17 protein-coding genes and 1 pseudogene are annotated in these 22186 nt (G+C 63.6%); 6 read left to right on the top strand and 12 right to left on the bottom strand.

What is annotated here, in order from left to right:
- Positions 1–194: 194 nt before the first annotated feature.
- Complete coding sequence (locus J9889_RS02230; protein ID WP_010675494.1) at positions 195–416, bottom strand: hypothetical protein; 222 nt, start codon at positions 414–416, stop codon at positions 195–197.
- Positions 417–684: 268 nt separating this feature from the next.
- Positions 685–819: a hypothetical protein gene (locus J9889_RS24450; RefSeq protein ID WP_268915840.1), complete on the bottom strand. Its 135-nt coding sequence runs from the start codon at positions 817–819 to the stop codon at positions 685–687.
- Positions 820–1055: 236 nt separating this feature from the next.
- On the opposite strand from J9889_RS24450, the gene J9889_RS02225 reads away from it, so the two are divergent.
- Together J9889_RS02225 and J9889_RS02220 are read left to right on the top strand one after the other, a co-directional pair.
- The gene (locus J9889_RS02225; protein WP_210555906.1) at positions 1056–2333 is read left to right on the top strand and encodes an alpha/beta hydrolase; all 1278 of its coding nucleotides are present in this window, start codon (positions 1056–1058) and stop codon (positions 2331–2333) included.
- A gap of 97 nt (positions 2334–2430) precedes the next feature.
- Entirely contained in the window at positions 2431–5994 is a 3564-nt protein-coding gene (locus J9889_RS02220) for an ATP-binding cassette domain-containing protein (RefSeq protein ID WP_210555905.1), read from the top strand.
- Between the two features lie 53 nt (positions 5995–6047).
- On the opposite strand, the gene J9889_RS02215 is transcribed toward J9889_RS02220, so the two are convergent.
- The 5 genes from J9889_RS02215 to trmB form a co-directional block, all read right to left on the bottom strand.
- The gene (locus tag J9889_RS02215; protein ID WP_042078035.1) at positions 6048–6257 is read right to left on the bottom strand and encodes a YgdI/YgdR family lipoprotein; all 210 of its coding nucleotides are present in this window, start codon (positions 6255–6257) and stop codon (positions 6048–6050) included.
- Positions 6258–6456: 199 nt separating this feature from the next.
- The gene (locus tag J9889_RS02210; RefSeq protein WP_210555904.1) at positions 6457–7749 is read right to left on the bottom strand and encodes a rhodanese-like domain-containing protein; all 1293 of its coding nucleotides are present in this window, start codon (positions 7747–7749) and stop codon (positions 6457–6459) included.
- 29 nt (positions 7750–7778) lie between these two features.
- Entirely contained in the window at positions 7779–8699 is a 921-nt protein-coding gene (gene glsB / locus J9889_RS02205; protein WP_210555903.1) for a glutaminase B, read from the bottom strand.
- Positions 8700–8795: 96 nt separating this feature from the next.
- Positions 8796–9128 (bottom strand): YggL family protein, encoded by a 333-nt coding sequence (locus J9889_RS02200; RefSeq protein ID WP_039040181.1) that lies wholly within the window; start codon positions 9126–9128, stop codon positions 8796–8798.
- 26 nt (positions 9129–9154) lie between these two features.
- Complete coding sequence (gene trmB / locus J9889_RS02195; RefSeq protein ID WP_010675501.1) at positions 9155–9868, bottom strand: tRNA (guanosine(46)-N7)-methyltransferase TrmB; 714 nt, start codon at positions 9866–9868, stop codon at positions 9155–9157.
- Between the two features lie 260 nt (positions 9869–10128).
- Between trmB and J9889_RS02190 the strand changes: the two genes are divergently transcribed.
- On the top strand, positions 10129–11196 hold the full coding sequence (locus J9889_RS02190) for a M20/M25/M40 family metallo-hydrolase (protein WP_048206996.1): 1068 nt from the start codon (positions 10129–10131) through the stop codon (positions 11194–11196).
- Positions 11197–11395: 199 nt separating this feature from the next.
- Entirely contained in the window at positions 11396–12577 is a 1182-nt protein-coding gene (locus J9889_RS02185; RefSeq protein WP_052815204.1) for a PLP-dependent aminotransferase family protein, read from the top strand.
- Positions 12578–12640: 63 nt separating this feature from the next.
- Here the strand turns inward: J9889_RS02185 and J9889_RS02180 are convergent, their stop codons facing one another.
- Complete coding sequence (locus J9889_RS02180) at positions 12641–14182, bottom strand: cyclic diguanylate phosphodiesterase (RefSeq protein WP_210555902.1); 1542 nt, start codon at positions 14180–14182, stop codon at positions 12641–12643.
- Positions 14183–14428: 246 nt separating this feature from the next.
- On the opposite strand from J9889_RS02180, the gene J9889_RS02175 reads away from it, so the two are divergent.
- Positions 14429–15334 carry a TIGR01777 family oxidoreductase gene (locus J9889_RS02175; RefSeq protein ID WP_052815202.1) on the top strand — a complete coding sequence of 302 codons (906 nt, stop codon included), beginning with the start codon at positions 14429–14431 and terminating at the stop codon, positions 15332–15334.
- A gap of 42 nt (positions 15335–15376) precedes the next feature.
- On the opposite strand, the gene J9889_RS02170 is transcribed toward J9889_RS02175, so the two are convergent.
- Together J9889_RS02170 and J9889_RS02165 are read right to left on the bottom strand one after the other, a co-directional pair.
- On the bottom strand, positions 15377–17818 hold the full coding sequence (locus J9889_RS02170) for an FtsX-like permease family protein (RefSeq protein WP_103858202.1): 2442 nt from the start codon (positions 17816–17818) through the stop codon (positions 15377–15379).
- Positions 17819–17882: 64 nt separating this feature from the next.
- On the bottom strand, positions 17883–18593 hold the full coding sequence (locus J9889_RS02165; RefSeq protein ID WP_042016058.1) for an ABC transporter ATP-binding protein: 711 nt from the start codon (positions 18591–18593) through the stop codon (positions 17883–17885).
- Positions 18594–18650: 57 nt separating this feature from the next.
- Between J9889_RS02165 and J9889_RS02160 the strand changes: the two genes are divergently transcribed.
- On the top strand, positions 18651–19259 hold the full coding sequence (locus J9889_RS02160) for an arylesterase (RefSeq protein ID WP_103858194.1): 609 nt from the start codon (positions 18651–18653) through the stop codon (positions 19257–19259).
- Between the two features lie 306 nt (positions 19260–19565).
- Here J9889_RS02160 and J9889_RS02155 read toward each other — a convergent pair.
- A pseudogene (locus J9889_RS02155) lies at positions 19566–20509 on the bottom strand (chemotaxis protein CheV).
- 335 nt (positions 20510–20844) lie between these two features.
- The gene (locus tag J9889_RS02150; RefSeq protein WP_039040188.1) at positions 20845–21945 is read right to left on the bottom strand and encodes a porin; all 1101 of its coding nucleotides are present in this window, start codon (positions 21943–21945) and stop codon (positions 20845–20847) included.
- Positions 21946–22186 lie beyond the last annotated feature (241 nt).

Below are 22186 nucleotides of genomic sequence, written 5' to 3'. Positions count from 1 at the left end.
ACCGAGCCAGCATGTCGCCAGATGCCTCAACAACATCGTTCAGATCGTTTGCAATAGACATAAAAAATCCGGAACCAGTGATTGGTTCCGGATTGTCCTACAGCAGAAGGATCGGTCAATGGATCCTTAACTGATCAGCATTGCGCTCAGATGAGCGGGCCTTTTTGCATCTGTCATTTACTCACATGCCGGGGCTAGTAGTGGTTTTCGTCCCCATGCCATACGTGTCCGGCCGAGCAGGCCCGGGCGACTTCGTGGCAGGGGTCGTCCGCATGGCGGCGGAAGAAGTGCTGATCCTGTTGCAGCAGGAGCGAACTCATCGAGTGGCTCATGCCAGCCAATGCCTCGCCGGCGGTCAATCCTGCAACCCGGTGATCTGTGGCCAAATGAGCCAGGACTTTTTCACGACTGTTCATGATCGCCTCCCTCTGTGGATCCGGTCGTAAATTGACCATAGCAGCCGTACTCTGCATACCGCAAACCCGCCTCAGCAAAGGGCTACAGGCAGGTCCCGACCTTCTGCTCCGGCATGAAAAAACCCGCTCATGACAAGCGGGTCTGTTTCACTCAGCTAAGGAAGGTGCGAATAAGTCATATGGCACGAGAGCATTTACTGGTAACCCATTGATATTAAATGACTAAAATTTTCATTTTTTGTTCGTGGGATACTTGTTCGCACTTTCCCTAACTGCCGTTGCAGGCCGCCAGCAACAGAGTGGCACCACAGGTGGCGCTGAACACCAGCAAACCCACCTGCAGCACCCCCTCCGGATCCCTCTGTGTGCGTCTCTTGCGAACACGTATCCATCTCGGCTTCATCGAGCCAACTCCATCCAGTTTCCTGCACCCGGGGTGCTGACCTATCCCTGCCCATCCCAGCAGGCGGCTCATCTTTGTCCAGTTGCAGCCCGCCGTCAACTGCGGCGAAACCACACCTTGTACGGCACCGACCTCAGACTCCATCTCTGTTAACAATCTGGAAAACTGGCGTGACCCGCTCCTGCGCCAGGGCTATGATGAGGCCGACGATTTTCCTACCCTCAGGGAGACCCCAGATGAGCAGCCCCTTGCACTATGTGCTGGATGGCATCCATTGCGAGCCACACTTTTTTACCGTGCCCCTCGACCACCAGCATCCCGACGAGGAGGCGACCCTCACCCTGTTTGGCCGCACCCTCTGCCGCAAGGACAAGTTGGATGATGACCTGCCCTGGCTGCTCTATCTGCAGGGGGGCCCGGGGTTTGGCGCTCCTCGCCCGACCGCCGATGGCGGCTGGATCAAGCGGGCCCTGCAGGAGTTTCGGGTACTGCTGCTCGATCAGCGCGGCACCGGCCACTCCACCCCCATCAGTGCTGACGCCCTTGCGGGGATGACCCCAGATGAGCAGGCGGATTACCTCGGCCATTTTCGCGCCGACAACATAGTGCGCGACGCCGAATGCATTCGCGAGGTGCTGAGCCCGGGGCGCCCCTGGAGCCTGCTCGGCCAGAGTTTCGGCGGCTTTTGCAGCCTTACCTATCTCTCGTTGTTCCCGCGGAGCCTGCACGAGGTCTACCTCACCGGCGGCGTGGCCCCCATCGGGCGCAGTGCGGATGAGGTCTACCGCGCCACCTACCAGCGGGTGGCGGACAAGAACCGCGCCTTCTTCACCCGCTTCCCCCATGCACAGGCCCTGGCCAACCGGCTGGCCAATCACCTGCACCACCACGACGTGCGCCTGCCCAACGGCCAGCGCCTGACAGTGGAGCAGTTGCAGCAGCAGGGGCTGGATCTGGGGGCCAGCGGCGCCTTCGAGGCACTTTACTACCTGCTGGAAGACGCCTTCATCGGCGAACGCCTCAACCCCGCCTTCCTCTATCAGGTGCAGGCCATGCAGCCGTTCAACACCAACCCGGTGTTCGCCATCCTGCACGAGCTCATCTATTGCGAAGGGAGTGCCAGCAACTGGGCGGCCGAGCGGGTGAGAAGGGAGTTCCCTGCCCTGGCCTGGGCGCCAGGCAAAGATTTCGCCTTCACCGGCGAGATGATCTTCCCCTGGATGTTCGAGCAGTTCCGCGAGCTCATTCCCCTGAAGGAGGCCGCCCACCTGCTTGCCCAGAAAGCGGACTGGGGTCCCCTCTACGACCCGGCGCAGCTGGCCCGCAACACTGTGCCGGTGGCCTGCGCCGTCTATGCCGAGGACATGTACGTGGAGTTTGACTTCAGCCGCGACACCCTGAAGGGACTTGGCAACAGCCGCGCCTGGATCACCAACGAGTACGAACACAACGGCCTGCGGGTCGATGGCGAGCGGATCCTGGACCGGCTCATCCGCATGAACCGGGATCGCTGATCCCGCCGGGCGCACGAGCGCAGCTAGACAACAAGTTCGAGGGCGGCCCATGAGCCGCCCCGCCCATGGAAGCAACACAAAACAACAAGGACACCCATTGGATCATCCGGAAATCTCGGCCGGCTGGCTGAGTCGCCTCTTCTATCGCTGGACCGGCCCGCTGCTGCGCAAGGGGCTGACCCAGCCCCAGGTCAGTCTCGACGATCTCTATCCCCTGCTGCCGGAAGACAGGCGCGACGGCCGCGCCGACGCCTTCCTCGCGCTCACCGCCCGCCAGCCGGTGCGACCCTGGCCCCTGACCGCCTTTATCTGGCGCCATTACAAGGGACGAATTGGCCTGCTCACCCTGCTGCAACTGCTCGGCATGCTCGCCACCCTGACCAGCCCCTGGCTGCTCAACCACAGCATGACCCAGCTCGGCACCGATGCCACCACCGGCCACAAGCTGCTGCTGGCCCTGGCCCTGTTCGCCTCCGTGCTCGCCGCCGGCATGCTGGCGGAGCACTCCTTGCAACTGGCCCTCAAGATGCACGTGCCCATCCGCCGTCTGCTGGCCGAATCCCTGCTCGCCAAGGTGATGAAGCAGGGTGGCAAGAGCTTCGACGACAGGGCCGGCGGCCGGGTTCAGAACCTCATCAACCGGGACGTGTGGGACATCACTTGGATCCTGGCTGACCCCGTCATGCCGGTCACCATGGCGCTGCAACTCATCGGCACCATCGCCCTGCTGGTGTGGCAGGTGGGCAGTGCCGGTCTGGTGGGCTTCGCGGTGCTGGCCCTGCTGCTGCTCATTTCCACCCGGGTAGTACGGCGCATGAACCAGCAGGAGCAGCAGCTCAAGCGCCAGCAGGATGAGCGCAACGGCATCCTGGCGGAATACATCAAGAAGCTGAGGCTGGTACGCCAGAACGGGCTTGGCCCCTTCTTTACCCGGGCGGCCAACACCAAGCGCCAGCAGGAATTGGGGGTGCTGGGCCGGGTGCTCAGGCTCGATGCCATCAACGAAGGGCTGATGCTGAGCACTCCCCTGCTGGTGACCCTGGCCACCTTCACCACCTACCTGGCGTCGGGCAACACCCTCACCCTGCCCCAGGTGTTCACCACCATCGCCCTGTTTACCGTGCTGCGCATCCCCATGATGCGACTGCCCTACCTCATCCGCACCCTGATCAACTTCAACACCGGCTTCAACCGGCTGTGCGAGTTCCTGAACAGCCCGGAGCAGCATCGGGAACTCGATGATCCCGCCCTGCCGGCGGGGGCCCTCCACCTGGAAGGCGTCAGTGCCCTGCACCAGCAAAAACCGGTGCTCGAGGGAGCCAACCTCGCCATCGCACCGGGAGAGCTCGTGGGGATCACCGGGGCCACCGGGGCGGGCAAGAGCTGCCTGCTGCATCTGGTTGCCGGCTTTGACAGCGAGTTTGCCGGCAGCATCCGTCGCCACGGCCGGGTTGCCCATCTGGGCCATAAACCCTGGCTGATGAACGACACCATCCGCAACAACATCCTGTTCGGCCAGCCCTGGCACGCCGAGCGCTATCGCTGGGTGCTCGGCGCCTGCGCCCTCACGGCCGATCTCGCGCTGCTCAGCCACGGGGATCAAACCCTGGTGGGGGAGCTCGGCACCCGCCTCTCCGGCGGCCAGCAGCAGCGGGTCGCCCTGGCTCGCGCCCTCTACGCCCGGGCCGATATCCTCCTGCTGGACAACCCCTTGTCTGCGCTCGACCCCATGGTCGCGGCCCAGGTACTGGAGCAGGGGCTCGCCTTCAAGCCGGGGCCGACCCGGCTCCTGGTGAGCCACGACCCGGATGTGCTGGCCAGGTGCGATCGGGTGATCCGCATCGAGCAGGGGCGCCTGGTGGAGCTCGATGCCCACCAGTTGGCGGATCTTGTCCAGCATCCCCAGCCCGCCCCGCCGGTGCCCCCTCAGGAGGCGGAGCAGTTCAGCGAGGAGAAAGTGGTGGAGGGCAAGGTGGACTGGGGGCTGTTTGGCTTCATGTGGCAGCGCCTCGCCGCCCCCGGTGCCATCCTGCTCGTCCTGCTGCTCACCCTGGGCCAGGAAGGGCTGCGCATCGCCTCGGATCTCTGGCTCGGCGGCAAGGCCGAGGTGAGCGACGTCACGACCCTGCTCGGCATCTATGTGCTGCTGGGGGCGGGCTCCCTCACCTGCATCATGGCGGTGCGAGTCATCAACTACAAACTCGGCCTCAAGCTGGCCTGGACCCTGTTTGACGGCATGCTGGGACGCATCAGCCGCGCCCCCATGGCCTTCTTCGACAAGGTCCCCCAGGGGCGCATCCTCAACCGCTTCGACCGGGATCTGGGGGAGGCGCAGGAGATGCTGCTCTCCATGCTGGTGGGACTGTTCGGCATGCTGGTGTCCGTGGCCTTGCAGGTGGTGGTGATCGGCATCAATATTCCCCTGCTGCTGCTCATCGCCCCCCTGGTGGGATGGGCGCTCTATGTGTTGCAGCGCCGCTACCGGGCGGTGCAACTCAAGCTGCGGCGCCAGTCCTCGGTGCTGCGCTCCCCGCTCTACATCAGCATCAGCGAGACCATCCGCGGCGCCCCCGCCCTGCGCCTGGCCGGGGCCGAGCGTTTCGCGCTGGACCAGGTGCTGCACCACTATGACAACAACCTGCGCAGCTGGTACACCACCACCTCCATCAACCGCTGGCTCGGCATGCACCAGACCCTGCTCTCCGCCGCCCTGGTGGGGGCCGTGGCACTCATGGTGGCCTTTGGCAACAGCCCGCTGCTGGGGGCCGTGGCCATCACCTATGCCTTTACCGCTTCCGCCATGCTCAACTCCCTCATCCGCACCTTTGCCGAAGTGGAACAGGTGATGAACGCGGTAGAGCGGGTGCGCGAATACAGCGAAATAGAGAGCGAACGCCAGGAGGGAGAGGCCCTCACCACCCCTCACCCCGCAGTGCGCTTCGACAACCTGGGACTGCGCTACCCCCAGACCAGCCAGTGGGCGCTGCACAAGGTGAGCTTCGAGCTGGCCCCAGGTGAAAAGGTGGGTGTGTGCGGGCGTACCGGGGCAGGCAAAAGCTCCCTGCTGGGGGTATTGCAGGCCATGTATCCCGCCTCCCAGGGAGAGATTTTCTACGGCAATCAGCCACTGTCACGACTTGCACCGGAGGCGGTGCGCGATCTCTACGACACCGTCTCCCAGATCCCGCTCACCTTCTTTGGCTCCTTGCGGGCCAATCTGACGCCCCTGACCGAGCATGACGACGCCGTGCTTGAGCAGGCGCTGGCCCGGGTGGGCCTCGCCGAGCGCTGCGCCGGGCGGCTGGATGAGGATCTCGACAGGCTGCAACTCTCCGCCGGCGAGACCCAGTTGTTGGTGATCGCCCGCATCCTGCTGTCGCGCCGACCGCTCATCGTGCTGGACGAAGCCACCTCGGACCTCGATCACGGCGGCATGCGCAAGATGGCGGAGCTGCTCTACCGCTACCGGCCGGAGGCCAGCTATCTGGTGATCGCCCACCACTTGGAGCCGCTCTTGTCGGTGGACAAGGTGGTGGTGATGGAGGCCAGCACCGTGGTGGAGCAGGGGTCGCCGGTTAGCCTGCTGGCCAACCCGGACTCCCGCTTCCACCGCCTGTTCGCCGGCCAGGTCAACCGTCAGGTGGAGGAGCTGATCAGATAGCGCCGAAACAAAGAGGGCTGCCCAGGGGCAGCCCTCTCGCCATGCCTCGCGCCTCAGCGCTCCATGATCTGGGTGATGTCGTCCTTATTGATCAACATCTCCCGCCCCTCTTCGTCGTAGTAGCGGTACATGCCCGTGTCCTCATCCAGCCTGGGCTTGCTGTCGGTGGTAATCATCTTCCCGTCCCGGGTGCTCATGATGTATTGGGAGCTGCACGCCACCAGCCCCAGGGCACACACCAGGATCATCGTCAGTCGTTTCATCGCCCGCCTCTTCTCCCTCTGGCATCCTCAGGACGAGGATGTTTCTTGAAGCCTAGCTCAGGCGCCTTCCCCCGAATGAGTGCCGCCAGAATATGAGAACAGCGAGGCTGAACAGCGAATTGACAGTGGGATATGCCAGGATGCACCAATGAAAAAGGCCGGACATGGGTCCGGCCTCTGGTTTCCATCGGTGCAAACATCACTCGGCAGGCTTGCGCTCGCCGGTGACGGTGGGGTTGGCCGGATCCATGCTCCACTCGAACCAGCCGCCGTCGTAGACGCTGATCCGCTTCCAGTCCATCAACCAGGCGTAGAAGAACGCCTCGGAGGCGCGCCAGCCGGTGCCGCAGTAGAAAGCGGCCTGCTGGGTCGGCTCTATATTCCACTCATCCCACATGGCAAGGATCTCGCGGGCGGGCTTCATGGTGCCGTCCGGGTTGTGGAAGTCGCTCATGCTGTTGGCATCCACCCCGCCGTGACCCCATCTGGCCCCGGGAATGTCCCCCTTGGGCTTGATGTAGCTGTAGCCCGAGGTATTGCCCACGAACTCGTCCCAGGTGCGCACGCTGACCAGGGCGCCGTCCGGCTGCTTGAGCAGGGCCTTGGCCTGGTCAAGGGTGGTGTAGTACTCGGGATGGGCCGGGATGGCCACGCCAAACTCCTTGGCCGGGGTGAACTTGTTGGCCAGCCCGGTCTCGGTGCGCAGATGCTGCACGAACCAGGCCTCCAGCCCGCCGTCCAGCAGCCGCACATCCTCGACCCCCGCATACATCATCAGATGGGCCGCACGGGCCGCCGCCATGGTGTTGCGGCCATAGAGGATGACGGTGGTGTCATGACGGATGCCGTTCTCCAGCAGCAGCGCCTTGAGCGCCTCGTCAGAGACCTTGTTCCACAGCGGCTCCCCTTCCAGCCGGTTGGTGTCGATGTAGCCGGCTCCCGGAATGTGGCTCAGCAGATAGGCCTTGGGGGATCCCCAGTCCACCTCGAACACCTTCCACTCCCCCTTGGGGGCGGCGATGACCGGCTTGCCTGCCTGCAAGTCTGCCAGCCAGAGCGGATGGACCAGCTGCTGCCAGCGTGCCAGGTGCTCCCGGGGCGCCTCTTTCCATCCCTGCAGCTCGAACAGCTGCTTGATGCCCTGCTGGCGCAACAGACGGGCCACCTCGGCCACCTCGCGAGGGGTGCCATAGAGGGCGACGGGTTTGTCGGCCTTCAGCCCCTTGCTCGCAAGCGCCACAGGCCACTCCTCGTCACTGTATTTCCACTCTGCGGAGAGCAGCTCGGCACCGGCCACATGGCCCCCCTGCTTCTCCCCGTCCATGGGCCAGCCCTGGTAGAAATAGCTCGGGCGGGTATCCAGGATCACCGCCTCCTTGCCCTTGGCATCCACCAGGGAGAGCGGGGGCAGCTCAGCGGCCAGCGCGGGCCAGGCACACCAGAGCAGCAAGGCGGTCAGGCAGCTTCGCCACAGTCCAGTCATTCGTTTCATGATGTCGTCTCGATGCATAGTGAAGAGAGTTAAAAAATGGAGCGGCCCAGGCGCTCGGCCAGCAGCTCCAGCGCCGCCGTCCCGGCCAGGGAGTTGCCCGCCTTGTTGAGCTCGGGTGACCAGACGCAGATGGAAAGCTCTCCCGGGATCAGCGCCATGATGCCGCCCCCCACCCCGGATTTCCCCGGCATGCCGACCCGGTAGGCGAAGTCGCCCGCCTCGTCATAGAGGCCGCAGGTGGCGAGCAGGGCATTGACCTGCTTGGTGGTACGGGCCGGCAGCAGGGGCGTGCTCTCGCCAAGGGGCACGCCCCGGTTGGCCAGATAGACGAAGGCTCGTGCCAGATCGACGCAGCTCATGCGGATGGCGCAGGCATTGAAGTAGCTCTGCAATACCTTGTCCACCTCGTTCTCGAAGTTGCCATAGGCCTTCATCAGATAGGCGATGGCGGCATTGCGGGCGGAGTGCTGGTACTCGGAGCGCGCCACCACCTGATCCGCCATGATGGCCGGGTTGCCGCACAGGCGGCGCACCAGCTCCAGAGTGCGTTGGCGAGGAGCGGTGAGCCGGGTTTCCAGCAGATCGCTCACCACCAGGGCACCGGCGTTGATGAAGGGGTTGCGGGGAATGCCCTGCTCGAACTCCAGCTGGACGAGGGAGTTGAACGGCTGACCGGAGGGCTCCTTGCCCACCCGGGCCCAGATCTCCTCCTCCTGATAGAGGGTCAAGGCCAGCGTGAGACTCAGGGCCTTGGAGATACTCTGGATGGAGAAGGGCTCGAAAGCGTCACCTGCGGTGAACAATACCCCTTCAACGGTACAGACCGCGATCCCCAGCCGGTCGGCAGGCACCTGGGCCAGGGCGGGAATGTAATCGGCCACCTTCCCCTGCCCGAGCAGCGGACGCACCTCTTCCAGGATGCCGGCCAGTAATTCGGATGACAACACCATTGGCTATTCCATGACGTGAAACGAGGCGGGGCCAGCCCACCGACAAAAATCCCGCCGGCGGCGGGATTTTCTATCTGCCCGGGAGGCAGTCAGATATCAGGCCGGCTCGCCGTACCAGAGATCGAACAGCTCGGTGACCACCACGGCCTCCAGCCCTTTGCCTTGCAGCCAGGTCTGAACGGCGGAACGGTCTTCGTCGGTGCACTTGCCGAGCTGCTGGGTGCAGATCATCCCTTCCCAGGCCAGGTGACCCGAGCCGGCGAAGGCCAGCTTGCGAGGCTCAATCACCTCGTCGATCAGCGCATCGACCACGGCATCAATGGTCTCTTCGGCGGTGCCGACCGGGAAGTTGAAACTGATGTCGAACCCCATTTCCTGGAATTCATCGACGCGCAGTTTCTTGCGCAGACGGCGGCTACGGTTGGCCATGATAGCTCCTTAGTTGATACGTTGACTCAGTTGACTCGTTTGAAAATCAGATCCCAGACACCGTGGCCCAGACGATGGCCACGCTGCTCGAATTTGGTCAGGGGGCGCCAGTCGGGACGGGGCACCCAGTTGCCGGTGGCGGAGGTGTTCTCGTACCCCTCGGCGGCGCTCATCACCTCGAGCATGTGCTCGGCGTAGTTTTCCCAGTCGGTGGCCATGTGGAAGACGCCACCGATGGCAAGCTTCTGGCGGATATCCTGGGCAAAGGCAGGCTGCACGATGCGACGCTTGTGGTGGCGGCTCTTGTGCCAGGGGTCAGGGAAGAAGAGCTGCAGACAGGAGAGAGAACCGTTCGGGATCATGTGCTCCAGCACTTCCACCGCATCGTGGCAGATGACGCGCAGGTTGGTGACGCCCGCCTCCTGGGCGGTGCCAAGGCAGGCGCCCACACCCGGAGAGTGCACCTCGATGCCGATGAAGTTCTTCTCGGGGGCGTTCTTGGCCATCTCCACCAGGGAGGCGCCCATGCCGAACCCGATCTCCAGCACCACGGGTGCCTCGCGGCCAAACAGGGCCACCATGTCGAGCGGCTCTGGTGCGAAATCGATGCCCATGACCGGCCAGAGCTCTTCCAGGGCCTTCTCCTGCCCTTTGGTCAGGCGGCCTTCGCGACGGACGAAGCTGCGGATCTTGCGCATGAACTTGCCGTCTTCGTTAAACACATCTTGGGTCACAGACATAGTAAATTGCTCGTTATTGCATCGCTCTGGAACAGAGCCGACATAAATGGATCGCTCGTTATTGCATCAGTTCGCAAAAACAGGGGAGCGAATTATCCCAAGATAGGCACAAGGCGCAAGTGTTTCCCACAACAAATCCCCCGGGACTGCCCACATCCACCGGCAAGGTTGACAAATGCCACCCCCTTCACAGAATCTGCCGGACGTCAGGTTCATCCTGACGCGGAAAAATAAAACCATATACAACAAAGGATTGCAGTATGAAGAAAACCCTGTTGGCCCTCGTCCTGCCTGCCCTGCTGGCCGGTTGCAACCCCTCTGACAACGACTCCCAACCCCCTGCCCCCGCGGCTCAGGCCCATGAATTTCTGGTGCAACTGAGCTCTGGCGCAGAAGGGATAGGCGCTCGCCCCACGGGCACCGAGGCCGAAACCCGCGCCGCCGCCTGGATCCAGGATCACCTGGCCGGCTGGGGTTACGAGGTGCAGAACCAGCCATTCACCTACACCCGGGGCGGCACAGACCGAACCTCCCAGAACATCGTCGCCGAGCTCAAGGGTCAGAGCGACAAGGTGATCCTCATCGGTGCCCACTATGACAGCACCGGCGAGAAGAAAGGATCCGAAGGCGCCACCGACAACGGGGCCGGCGTCGCCGCCCTGCTGGCAGTTGCCGAGGCACTCAAGGGAGAGACCCTGCCCTACACGGTGCGCTTCGCCTTCTTCGGCGCCGAGGAAAACGGCCTCAACGGCTCCAAAGCCTATGCCGCCAGTCTCGACACCGACGCCGTCGCCAAGCTGCTGGCCATGGTGAACTACGACACCATCGCCGGGGGTGACATCGTCTATGTCCACTCGGCCCACTCCGACGTGGCCGAGTACAACTGCGCCGACCCGAGCCGCTACAGCTTCGATCCCAAGGTGCGCGATCGCCTGCTGGCCATCTCCCAGCAAACCGCCACCCCGTTCGCCATCCACCCCAGCTACAACGGCTACCCGGAAGGGGAGACCGGCAGCTGGTCCGATCATGCCCCCTTTGCCTGCCTGGGGGTGCCCATCGCCTACGTGGAGGCCACCAACTTCACCATCAACGGGGAAGATGGCTATGACGGCTACTCCCAGAGCACCAATCCGGCGCTGTGGGACTGCTACGACGACGCCACCAAGAGCGCCTGCGACCGGGACAGCGAGACCCAGTGGGGCAAGATCTGGCACACGGAGCATGATCGCCTCGACAAGATGGCCGAGCTCTTCCCGGGCCGGATCGAGCAGCAGCTCGGGGCCAACACCGACCTGATGATCCGCTTCCTCAAGGCACCGGGGCTCTGAGCCCCATCCCGCCCGATGTCCCCCTGACAGGGGTTTTTGCGCCCCTGACCGGGGTCGGGACGATAAAATTCGGGCAGGTGCCAAACCTGCCCTTTTTTATGGATTTTTGTGACAGCCATTGCCTCATTTCTGAAATCTGATACAAACGGATAACCTGGCGGTTGAATGGAGCGACCGCCACCTAGTCAGAGAGAACCCTATGCAGCCGTTTTTTGCCCAGCGCTTCGAGAAGGTCGAGCCTTCCTTTATCCGCGAAATCCTCAAAGTTGCCGCCAATCCGGAGATCATCTCCTTCGCCGGCGGCCTGCCCAACCCTCATCTGTTCCCGGTCAAGGCCATCGAGCAAGCGTGCCAGGACGTGCTGCGCGAGCAGGGAGCCGCGGCGCTGCAATACGCCACCACCGAGGGCTTTGCCCCGCTGCGCCAGTTCATCGCCGATCGCTACCTGAGCCGCCACGGCATGGCCGTCAATCCTGACAACATCCTCATCACCAGCGGCTCCCAGCAGGCGCTGGATCTGCTGGGCAAGGTGCTGGTGAACGAGGGGCAGGATCTCATCATCGAAGAGCCGGGCTACCTTGGCGCCATCCAGGCGTTCTCCGTCTATCAACCGAACTTCAAGCCCATCACCCTGGGTGAAGAGGGGCTGGATCTGGCCGCGCTGGATGCGCTGCTGGAGCAGGGCTCCAGCGCCAGGCTGCTCTACGGCGTGCCCAACTTCCAGAACCCGAGCGGTGTATCCTACAGCCGCGCCAACCGGGAAGCCCTGGCCGAGCGCCTGGTGCGCCACGATCTGCTGATGGTGGAAGACGACCCCTACGGCGAGCTGCGCTTCGAGGGGGAACACCTCCCTCCCATCGCCAAGCTGGCCCCCCACAACACCGTGCTGCTCGGGTCCTTCTCCAAGACGGTGGTGCCCGCCTTCCGCCTGGGCTGGATGGTGGTGCCGGACTGGCTGCGCAAGAAGGTCACCATCGCCAAGCAGGCCACCGACCTGCACAGCAACGCCTTCAGCCAGCAGGTGCTGCACCGCTTCCTGACCGACAACTCCCTCGACGCTCACCTGGAGAAGATCAAGGAGGTCTATGGTCGCCAGCGTGCCGCCATGGAAGCCGCCCTCGCCCGCCACTGTCCGCCCGGCGTCAGCTACACCCGTCCCGAAGGGGGCATGTTCCTCTGGCTGACCCTGCCGTCCAGCGTCAGTGCCATGGCCCTGTTCGACGAGGCCATCAAGGAGAAGGTGGCCTTCGTGCCCGGCGCCCCCTTCTATGTGCGCCCCGAGATCCAGAATACCCTGCGCCTGAGCTTCTCCTGTGTGGATGAGGCGACCACGGAAGAGGGTGTTCAGCGTCTGTGCCGCGCCCTGGCCCGCATGCTCTGAGCCATCCGGCCATAAAAAAACCAGCGACCCGGTCGCTGGTTTTTTTTACCTCGCGCTTGCCCCTCAGCGCCCCTGTGCTGCCAGTTGGCTGACAAACTCCTTCATGGGCATGGGCCTGCCAAACAGGTAGCCCTGCAGGAAGGTCACCTCGCGGGCCTTCAGATAGTCGGCCTGCACCTGATTCTCCACCCCTTCCGCCACCAGTTGCAGACCGAGCCGGGTCGCCAGATCGATGACGTTCTCCACGATGTGGCTGGAGAGCGCGTCCGACCCAATCATGCCGACGAAGCTCTGATCGATCTTGAGGAAGTCGACCTGGAAGGTCTGCAGGTAGGTCAGGCTGGAGTGGCCGGTGCCGAAATCGTCGATGGCGATGAAGACCCCGAGGGCATGGAGCTCGGCAAAGAGCCGGTCCGTCGTCTCGTCCGCCACGATGAGCTCGCGCTCGGTCAGCTCCAGCACCAGCTTGATGGGATTCCCCTTGAAGGCGTTGATGAAATCCCGGCAATCTTCCACCAGGCTCAGATCCTTGCAGTGGCTGGCGCTGATGTTGAAGCCGAAGTGGAACCCTCGCGGCAGATGGTGCGCCTTGCCCGCAAACTGTTCGCGCACCTGCGCCATCAACAGCCGGGTCATGGGCACGATGAGGCCACTGTCCTCTGCCAGGGGAATGAAGCGATCCGGCGAGATCATCCCCTGACGGGGGTGTTGCCAGCGCATCAGCACCTCGCAACCGCTCCATTGGCCGTCCTCCCCGTTCACCACGGGTTGCAGATAGGGGATGAACTCCTGCTGGGACAGTGCCCGTTTCAGCTCCTGGGCCGGCGAAGTCGAACGGCCCATCAGCCAGAAGACCGCCACCCCGAGCAGCAGGCTCAGCAGAGGATAAATAATGACGCCCACCTTGGAGTAGTCCCAGATGTGGGCACGGTACTCATCCACCGACACCGTGGTCACTACCTTGAACGGGTACCTGGTCGAGACCTGTTCGAGATAGCCATTGCGATCCTTGGGGATCAGCTTGTCGGTGAGTTCGCTGTTTCGCAGCAGCATCTCGTTGCCGACCACCAGCCCCAGTGGGGAGTTGCGGCTCAGCATGTCCAGGATGTTGAGCAGGTAGTAGCCGTCGACCCCCACCAGCACGCTGAACTCGCCCACCTCTTCCCGGTAGGCGATGAGGGGGCGATTCGGGGTGACCGGGTTGCCCTTCATCAGGTCGAGCCTGCCCCCGACATAGTCATCCAGCTTGATGCCGCCATCGACCGGGCCATAGAGGGAAGAGCAGTAGATCCGATCCCCCCTGGCCAGGTTGACGCTGCGCACATCCGGCACCGTGGCCACCTGATCCCTGAGCCCCTGCACCACCTCGAGACAGGGCCTGCCCAGGCTGCCGGTGAGGGCCGACGCCGCCAACTGGGCATTGTCCAGAGTGCGGTCGAACATGACCCTGGCATGTTCCAGGCGCGCCACCACATCCTGTTTCACGCCGGTGGCGGTCTGCCAGATGACGATGACGAGCCCAAGGAGCATGGGCAACAGACCGGCCAGCAAGGCACAGAGCAGCCGGACATAGAATTGACGCACCTTCAAACGTCGAAATGGCATAACGGCCCTCATGAACATGGCGAAAAAGCGCTCGAGTTTACCCGCTGGCGCCCGTTTGGCAAGCCGGAATGAGCCCCTGATACCGCCGCGCCACGGCGCCCCCCCGTGGTCGCAACGCCCGGCAACCCCGTGGACAAAGGGGGCGGCGTCTTGGGAGACAAAAATCATAATGCTCATAAAAACAGGAGCTTGTCCATCGGGCACCCAGGCTCTAGAGTAGACCCTAGAGCGTCAGGGAGGCAGGACATGAAGATACTGATCACGGGGGGCACGGGGTTTATCGGCCGCCGTCTGGTGGCACACCTCAAGGTGGCGCACGAAGTAGTCGTGCTGACCCGCCAGGGCAGCCGGGCCTACGAGCTGCTCGGCCACGATGTCACCCTGCTGGACAGCCTGGACAGGCTGGATCACCTCAATGACGTGGACATCGTCATCAACCTGGCCGGCGAACCCATCGCCGCCGGACGCTGGAGCGAGTCCCGCAAGCAGTTGCTCTGCAACAGCCGCTGGCTGCTGACCGAACAGCTGGTGGATCTCGTCAAACTATCCAGCACGCCCCCCAGATTGCTGCTCAATGCCTCCGCCATCGGCTGGTATGGCCGCCAGGATGACGCTCCTCTGGATGAAACATGCCAGAGCCCTCACGACGAATTCACCCACCGTCTCTGTCAGCAGTGGGAGCAGCTTGCCCAGCAGGCCCGCTCGGCCCAGACCCGGGTCTGCATCCTGCGCATCGGCCTGGTACTCGGCATGGAGGGGGGCGCCTTGCCCAGGATGCTGCCCCCTTACCGCCTCGGCCTCGGCGGCCCCATGGGCAGCGGCACCCAGATGATGAGCTGGATCCACGTGCAGGATCTGGTGCGGGCCATGCTGTTTCTCATCGAGCACGGCGAGTGTGACGGCATCTTCAACGGCACGGCCCCGCAACCGGTCAGCAATCGCCGGTTCAGCGAGACCCTGGCCGCCACGCTCCATCGACCGCACCTCTTCTTCGTACCGGCACCCCTCCTGCGACTCCTGATGGGAGAGGCGGCGGATCTGCTGCTCACCGGACAGCACGTGCTGCCCGCCCGCTTGCAGCAGGCCGGTTTTCACTTCAGCTTCTCGGCCCTGCCCGGCGCTCTGGACAATCTGCTGCACTCACCCCGTTGACCCAATGACACATCCCGACCGAGGTCGGGATGTGTCGAGCCATCAGAGCAGCCCCTGCCCCAGTCCCCTGAGCCGGTCGCTCAGGGTACCCGCCAGCAGTTGGCGGCGCATGCCCTGTCCAGCCAGGGTCACCAGCACGGCCCCAAGCAGGGGGAGTGCAGCCCAGATGGCCCAGTGGAACTGCCACTGCGCTCCCTCCCACCACCACTGCAGACCGAAGGAGCAGAGCTCCACCACCATGGCGGCGCAGAGCCCTGCCAGGGCACCGCTCGCCACCAGCTCCCAGCGCAGCATCTTCTCGAGCAGGGCGCTGCCCGCCCCCAAGGTGCGCATCAGCAGCAGCTCCCGGCGCCGATGGGCCATGCCGGCCTGGGTCTGGGTCAGCAGCACCAGCAGGGCGGCTACCGTCACCAGCCCGAGCATCAACCCCAGGGCGCGGCTCACCTGATCGGAGACCAGGGTGAGGCGGCCTATCAGATCCTCCACATCGATGAGGCTCACCGTGGGGTGGCGGCGGATGAGTTCCACCTCTGCCCCTCGCCCCTCAGGCGGCAGACGATAGCTGCCGAGCCAGGTCTGGGAGAAGGGGGCCAGCACGTCCGGCGAGAAGATCATGTAGAAGTTCGGCCTCATGTTGTCCCACTTGATGGACCTCAGGCTGGTCACCCTGGCCTCGAACGCCCGCCCCTCTATGGTGAAGCCGAGCACGTCTCCGAGCGCGATGCCGAGCCGTCCCGCCAGCGCCTCATCGACGGAGACCTCCCCCTTGCCGGCCAGCCATTGACCGGCAGTGACCTTGTTGTCGGCGGGCAGGGCCGATGTGGTGGTGAAGTTGAGCTCTCTGTCCACCCCCTCCCGCGCCGCATCCTCCCCCACCGCCTCACCAGCGATACGGGTCAGGCGCCCGCGCACCATGGGGTAGAAGTCCGAGGTGATGGCCCCGGCCCGGTGCAGATCGGCCAGGATCCCTTCCCGCTCGCTGTCCGCCACATTGACCAGGAAGCGGTTCGGGGCGTCGGCAGGCAACCGGGTGGAAAAATCCTCCAGCAGATCGACCCGCGCCGCCCACAGCAGCCCGAACAGCATCAGGGCCAGGGCGAAACCCGCCAGCTGGAACAGACCACTGCCCCGCTCACGGGAGAGGTGATTGATGGCCAGGCGCAGGGCATGGGGCCCCTTGAGCCGACTGCCAAGACGCAGCAGCACGGAGGCGAGCAGGGCCAGCAGCGCCATCAACACCCCCATGCCGCCGATGAGCCCGCAGGCCAGCCTGATGTCGGCGGTAAAGCCCCACACCAGGGCAAACAGCCCGATGAGCCCCACGGGCACCGTCAGCCAGGGAGGGATCCCCGCCTCCAGCTCCCGGCGCAGCACCCGCAGCGGCGGTACCTTGAGCAGCCTCAGGAAGGGGACGAACGCCAGCATCAGGGTGATGAAGAAGGCGACCGCAAGGCCCAGGGCGAAGGGTCGCCAGGAGGGGGGCGGCAGATCCGCAGGCAGCAGATCCCCCAGCAGGTTCAGGGTCAGCCACTGCATGGCGCTGCCCGCCACCAGCCCCATCAGGGCCCCCACCAGGGTCAGGGAGAACAGCAGGGTGCCCATCAGTTGCCACAGGGTGCGCCGCGAGGCCCCCAGGGTCTTGAGCAGGGCCACCATGTTGGTCTGGCGCTCGGCGAAATGGCGCACCGCTATCCCCATGGCCAGGGCGCCGAGCAGCACGCCGGCAAGGGATGCCAGACGGAAGAAGCGCTCGGCATTGCCCAGGGATTTCCCCACCTGGGTACCCTGATCGTCGGGTTTGACGAGCTTCTGCCCGGCGCTCAGCCTGGTGTTGAGCCAGGCCTCATAGCGGGCGATGGCGTCACGGGGCCCCTTGACGAGATAGCGCCACTGCTGGCGACTGCCCGGCAGCAGGGCCCCGGTCGCCTCGATATCGGCGCTGTGGATCAAGGCCCTTGGCGCCATCTGGAAGGGGCTGAACCCCTGATCCGGCTCCTGGCCCAGCTCCCCTGCCACCGTCAGCCGGGTGTTGCCGACCTCGAGTGCCTCCCCCACCTTGGCGCCGAGCAGTTGCATCACCCTGGCGGAGAGCCAGATCTCGCCGGGCGCCGGGGCGCGCTGGGGAGTGAGCTCCAGCTTGCCGTAGAAGGGAAAATCCCCGGGCACGGCGCGGATGGAGGCCAGTTGCAGGGTATCACCGTGAAACAGCATGCTGTTGAAGCTGACCGTGGTCTGCACGGCCAGCCCCTCCTGATGCGCCTGCGCCAGCCACTCTGCCGGTGCCGGCGTCGCGGAGCGCAGCACCCTGTCCCCTCCGATGAAATCCCGCCCGGAGGCCTTGAGCCCCACGTCCAGCCGATCCGCCACCAGAGCCACGCTGAGCACGCAGGCGACGCTCAGCGCCAGCGCCAGCACAAACCAGCGCAGCTCGCCGCTGAACCCTTCCCGGCGCAGCAGCTTCAATCCCAGTCGCCACTGACTCATGACGCCTCCCTCACCGTCCATGCTGCTGCCAACGATCCCCTGGTGCAGCTCTGTCTCCACTGACTCATGACAGCTCTCCCACCCTGGCCGCCATGACAGCCTGTGCCTCCAGCCGCCCGGCTGACATCACCAGCTGCCGCTGGCAGCGCTGGGCCAGCTCATGGTCATGGGTCACCACCACCAGGGTGGTGTTGTGCTCGCGGTTGAGACGAAACAGCAGTTCGATCACCGTCTCCCCTGTCTTGCTGTCGAGGTTGCCGGTGGGCTCGTCCGCCAGCAGCAGGCTGGGGCGGGTCATGAAGGCACGGGCAATGGCGACCCGCTGCTGCTCGCCGCCGGAGAGGCGCGGCGGTAGGTGGTGCAACCGCTCTCCCAGACCGACCTGGGCCAGCAGCTCCCGGGCACGGGGCTCGCTGTCGGTCTCCCCCCGCAGCTCGGCCGGCAACATGACGTTTTCCAGGGCGCTCAGGGTGGGCAGCAGCAGGAACGACTGGAACACGAACCCCACCTGCTCGGCCCGCAGCCTGGCGCGTCCCTCCTCGTCCAGCCGGGTGAGGGAGTGGCCGAGGATCTCTATCTCGCCGCTGCTCGGCAGATCGAGACCGGCCAGCAAACCGAGCAGGGTGGACTTGCCGGAACCGGACGCACCGACCAGCGCCAGCGTCTCGCCGGTATTGACTTGCAGATCGATCCCTTCAAGGATGGTGAGGCTTTCCTGACCGAGGCGAACGGTTTTACCGAGCCCCCTGACGGCGATAATGGGCGTTGAACTCATCTTGGGTATCCTGTTTGCCTGAACCTGTAATGACAATAGAACGTGGGAGTTGACTGCATGATGCGTCTCTTGTTTGCCGTGAGTTGCCTGTGCTGCTGGGCAGCGTCCGTCCAGGCCCAGACCCTGCTGGTACTGGGCGACAGCCTGAGTGCCGGCTACCAGATGCAGGCCGAACAGAGCTGGCCTGCCCTGCTCAATGAAAAGTGGCAGCAGCAGGGGGGAGAACACACCCTCATCAATGCCAGCATCAGCGGTGAAACGACCCAGGGCGGCCTGGCCCGCCTGCCCGCTCTGCTCGAAACCCACAAACCGGACTGGGTGTTGATCGAACTCGGCGCCAACGACGGGCTGCGGGGCTTTGCTCCCGCCATCACCCGGGCCAACCTGACCAAGATGATCGAGCTCGCCCGGGCGCACCAGGCGAAGACGGTGCTGACCCAGATCCTGCTGCCCCGCAACTATGGGGCGCGCTATCTGCAACAGTTCGAGCAGATCTTCCCGGATCTTGCGAAGGCCAACGACCTACCGCTGATGCCCTTCTTTCTGGATGATATTGTGCTGCGCCCTGAACTCATGATGAACGATGGACTGCACCCGACGGCCACCGCCCAGCCCCGGATCCGCGACAAGGTCGCCCGCTTTGTCGAGCCTCTGCTGACTCAGTAGCCCGGTGGCCGGGCCCCTGGCCCTTCCCCTTGCCCAGCAAAAAGCCCCCGCATGGCGGGCAATGCTGTTCAGATAAGCACTTTTTTGACTGATTATTCATAAATTGGATTTGAGTTGAGGGGGCAAGGCTGTGTCCAGTCGATCTTCCTCCAGCCTTTATCCAGCGGGGCTTGCAATAGAAAGAGGGAGGCATCATGCCTCCCTCGCTTTTTTGTCCTGATACTACGTGGACTGGAACTCAAATTCTCTTAAGTGAACAGCATTGCCCGCATGGCGGGGGCTTTTTCATGGTTCGGCGTGCCGGGTTCAACGGCCCAGGATCTGCCGCATCCGCTGCTGTGCCACGTCCACCAGCAAGTCGGGCTGGAATTTGGAGATGAAGCGATCACACCCCACCTTCTTGACCATGGCCTCGTTGAAGTTGCCGCTCAGGGAGGTATTGAGGGTGATGAAGAGATCGGACATGCGCGGATCGCTGCGCACCTCGTGAGTCAGGCGATAACCATCCATCTCCGGCATCTCGGCGTCCGTGATCATCAGCATGATCTCGTCGGTCACCTTCTTGCCCGCATCGCACCACACCTTGAGCAACTTGAGGGCCTGCAAGCCGTCCTGGCACTCGATGACCTCGAGCCCGAGCTGGGCGAGGGTCTCGCGCACCTGGTTGCGGGCCGTGCTGGAGTCATCGACGATGAGCACCCGGCGTCCCTGCATCTGGGGCAGGATCTCCTCGTCCAGCACCTCGGACGAGATGCGCACGTCATAGGTGATGATCTCCGCCAGCACCTTCTCCACGTCGATGATCTCGACAATCTGGTCGACCCCCCTTCCGGGATGCGGGTAATGGCGGTGAGGTAGTTGGCACGACCCGCCGAACGGGGCGGCGGCAGTATGTCCTTCCAGGTCATGTTGACGATGTGGGCCACCTGCCCCACCAGGAATCCCTGAATGGTGCGGTTGTACTCGGTGATGATGAGGTTGGACTCCTGATCGATGACCATGGGACGCATCCCGATGGCACCGCGCAGGTTGATGACGGGGATGGAGACGCCGCGAATGTTGGCGACGCCGCTGATGTTGTGGTGGGACCCCGGCATCTTGTTCAGATGGGGCAGCTTGACCACTTCCCGCACCTTGAATACGTTGATCGCAAACAGTTGCTGGGCACCCAAACGGAACATCAGCAGTTCCAGGCGATTCTCCCCTACAAGCTGGGTACGTTGATCCACTGAATCCAATATGCTCGCCATATAACGCCCTTACGTCCATTTCCCGAAATTGCCCCGCACCGGAGCTGCGACATGCCAACCAGCCCCGCTTTCCCTGTCGGGACAACGCAAGCCTATATAGAAATAATGAAAAGCGTCGAGGAAAGATAGGATCTTGACCACGGGGCGTGATCATCGCCCCATCACTGCCTCATGGCAAGCACAGCCACGCACCGGCCCCGACAACAAGGGTATCGACCACACGGGGCCATTGCTGAACCCCGGCGTGCCGCTCTTGTCATCCAGCGCGGTCCGCCAGCAACGAAAAGACCGGCCACATGGGCCGGTCCTGGGATGTGCAGTGCGTCTGGGACGACTTAGAAGTTGTACTGCAGGGCCACGGCGACGATGTCGTCGGTGGACTTGTTCAGGCTGTTCTTGCCGGTGGAACCCACTTCGTCCAGCAGGTTGATCTTGTAGTCCACGTAGGCATTGAAGTTGTCGGTGAAGTTGTACCAGGCACCCACGGAGACGTATTCGGTCGCGGTGTCATCGATGCCGTGAGCGCTGTCCTTCACGTCGGTACGCAGGTAGGCCAGAGAGGGCTTGAACTTCGGCGTGATGTTGTACTGCACGACCGCTTCGTAGCCATCCATCTTCTCGGCGTAACCGCGCATGGAGCCGGTGTCCACGAAGAGGTGATCTTCACCGTGGGAGTAGGTTGCGGCCATGTAGAGGTTGCCGACGGCATACTTGGCGCCCACCCCGAACAGCTTGGCGTCGTTGTCGCCGCCGAAGCTCACGTTCTCGGCCTGCTCGTCGGTCTTGCCAGCCTGGTTGTAGGCGGCACCCAGGCTCAGGCCCATGTTGAAGTCATAGTTGGCAGAGAGGGCATACCCCTCGGAAGAACCTTTCGGGCTCCAGGTGCTGTTCGGGCCGACGCGCTCGCTGCGGCTCGCGTTCTGCGGGTCGTTGTTGCCGGTGAACTGGGCACCCAGGGTCAGCCCCTGCCAGTTGTACATGTACTGGGCCAGGCCGTTGGTACGACCGGTGCCGAACACCTCGGTGTCCTTGCCCAGACCATCACCACCCCACTCCGGCAGCACGTCGGTGTAGTTGTTCACCGCCTTGGTGAACAGACCGTCCTGGCGGCCGTAGCTGAAGGCACCGAAGCGATCGTGCTTGATGCCCGCATAGGCGTAACGCAGCTCGTCGTTGTCAGAACCGGAGACCGGCAGGTTGTACTCGGCGAAGCCGAACGCGGTCAGATCCTCGTCAACCTTGGTTTCACCTGCGATGTGCAGACGCAGGTAGCTGGCATCGCCTTCGGTGGCGTTGTCATCGGTGCCGTAGTACATGCCGTTGACGCGGCCGCCGATGTCCAGTTTGGTACCATTCTGATCGTAAACGTTGGCGGCCTGTGCACCACCGGCCAGCAGCAGGCTGGAGATGGCCATCGTCAATGCTGTCTTTTTCATTGTTCTTTCCTCAGGTGTAAGCACTCTCTGTCAGACCAGAGTTCGGTCGTGATGATCGGTTGATGTGCCGATGGCCTAAGGTAGATCCGGAAACCTTGTTGACATCCTCCCCCACCTTAGCGCTTCGCGTCACAGGAGGGGGATTCCCATTACTGGGTGATAGCTGCTCGCGCAGTACCGGGTTCCTGCTTCATCGGGCGGCCTGATTGCACCACGCCTCCACAGGCTAAAACGGCGTGTC

Source organism: Aeromonas sp. PrichA-15 (genome assembly GCF_017939245.1).
Lineage (GTDB): Bacteria > Pseudomonadota > Gammaproteobacteria > Enterobacterales > Aeromonadaceae > Aeromonas > Aeromonas caviae.
Note: the sequence above shows the minus strand (reverse complement) of the source record. Positions and strands in the feature narration are given on the sequence as shown.

What these genes read in the sequence shown, in the direction of transcription:
- J9889_RS02230 (WP_010675494.1), bottom strand. Translation starts at nt 416, where the DNA reads ATGAACAGTCGTGAAAAAGTCCTGGCTCATTTGGCCACAGATCACCGG.
- J9889_RS24450 (WP_268915840.1), bottom strand. Translation starts at nt 819, where the DNA reads ATGAAGCCGAGATGGATACGTGTTCGCAAGAGACGCACACAGAGGGAT.
- J9889_RS02225 (WP_210555906.1), top strand. Translation starts at nt 1,056, where the DNA reads ATGAGCAGCCCCTTGCACTATGTGCTGGATGGCATCCATTGCGAGCCA.
- J9889_RS02215 (WP_042078035.1), bottom strand. Translation starts at nt 6,257, where the DNA reads ATGAAACGACTGACGATGATCCTGGTGTGTGCCCTGGGGCTGGTGGCG.
- J9889_RS02210 (WP_210555904.1), bottom strand. Translation starts at nt 7,749, where the DNA reads ATGAAACGAATGACTGGACTGTGGCGAAGCTGCCTGACCGCCTTGCTG.
- glsB (WP_210555903.1), bottom strand. Translation starts at nt 8,699, where the DNA reads ATGGTGTTGTCATCCGAATTACTGGCCGGCATCCTGGAAGAGGTGCGT.
- J9889_RS02200 (WP_039040181.1), bottom strand. Translation starts at nt 9,128, where the DNA reads ATGGCCAACCGTAGCCGCCGTCTGCGCAAGAAACTGCGCGTCGATGAA.
- trmB (WP_010675501.1), bottom strand. Translation starts at nt 9,868, where the DNA reads ATGTCTGTGACCCAAGATGTGTTTAACGAAGACGGCAAGTTCATGCGC.
- J9889_RS02190 (WP_048206996.1), top strand. Translation starts at nt 10,129, where the DNA reads ATGAAGAAAACCCTGTTGGCCCTCGTCCTGCCTGCCCTGCTGGCCGGT.
- J9889_RS02185 (WP_052815204.1), top strand. Translation starts at nt 11,396, where the DNA reads ATGCAGCCGTTTTTTGCCCAGCGCTTCGAGAAGGTCGAGCCTTCCTTT.
- J9889_RS02180 (WP_210555902.1), bottom strand. Translation starts at nt 14,182, where the DNA reads ATGCCATTTCGACGTTTGAAGGTGCGTCAATTCTATGTCCGGCTGCTC.
- J9889_RS02175 (WP_052815202.1), top strand. Translation starts at nt 14,429, where the DNA reads ATGAAGATACTGATCACGGGGGGCACGGGGTTTATCGGCCGCCGTCTG.
- J9889_RS02170 (WP_103858202.1), bottom strand. Translation starts at nt 17,818, where the DNA reads ATGAGTCAGTGGCGACTGGGATTGAAGCTGCTGCGCCGGGAAGGGTTC.
- J9889_RS02165 (WP_042016058.1), bottom strand. Translation starts at nt 18,593, where the DNA reads ATGAGTTCAACGCCCATTATCGCCGTCAGGGGGCTCGGTAAAACCGTT.
- J9889_RS02160 (WP_103858194.1), top strand. Translation starts at nt 18,651, where the DNA reads ATGATGCGTCTCTTGTTTGCCGTGAGTTGCCTGTGCTGCTGGGCAGCG.
- J9889_RS02150 (WP_039040188.1), bottom strand. Translation starts at nt 21,945, where the DNA reads ATGAAAAAGACAGCATTGACGATGGCCATCTCCAGCCTGCTGCTGGCC.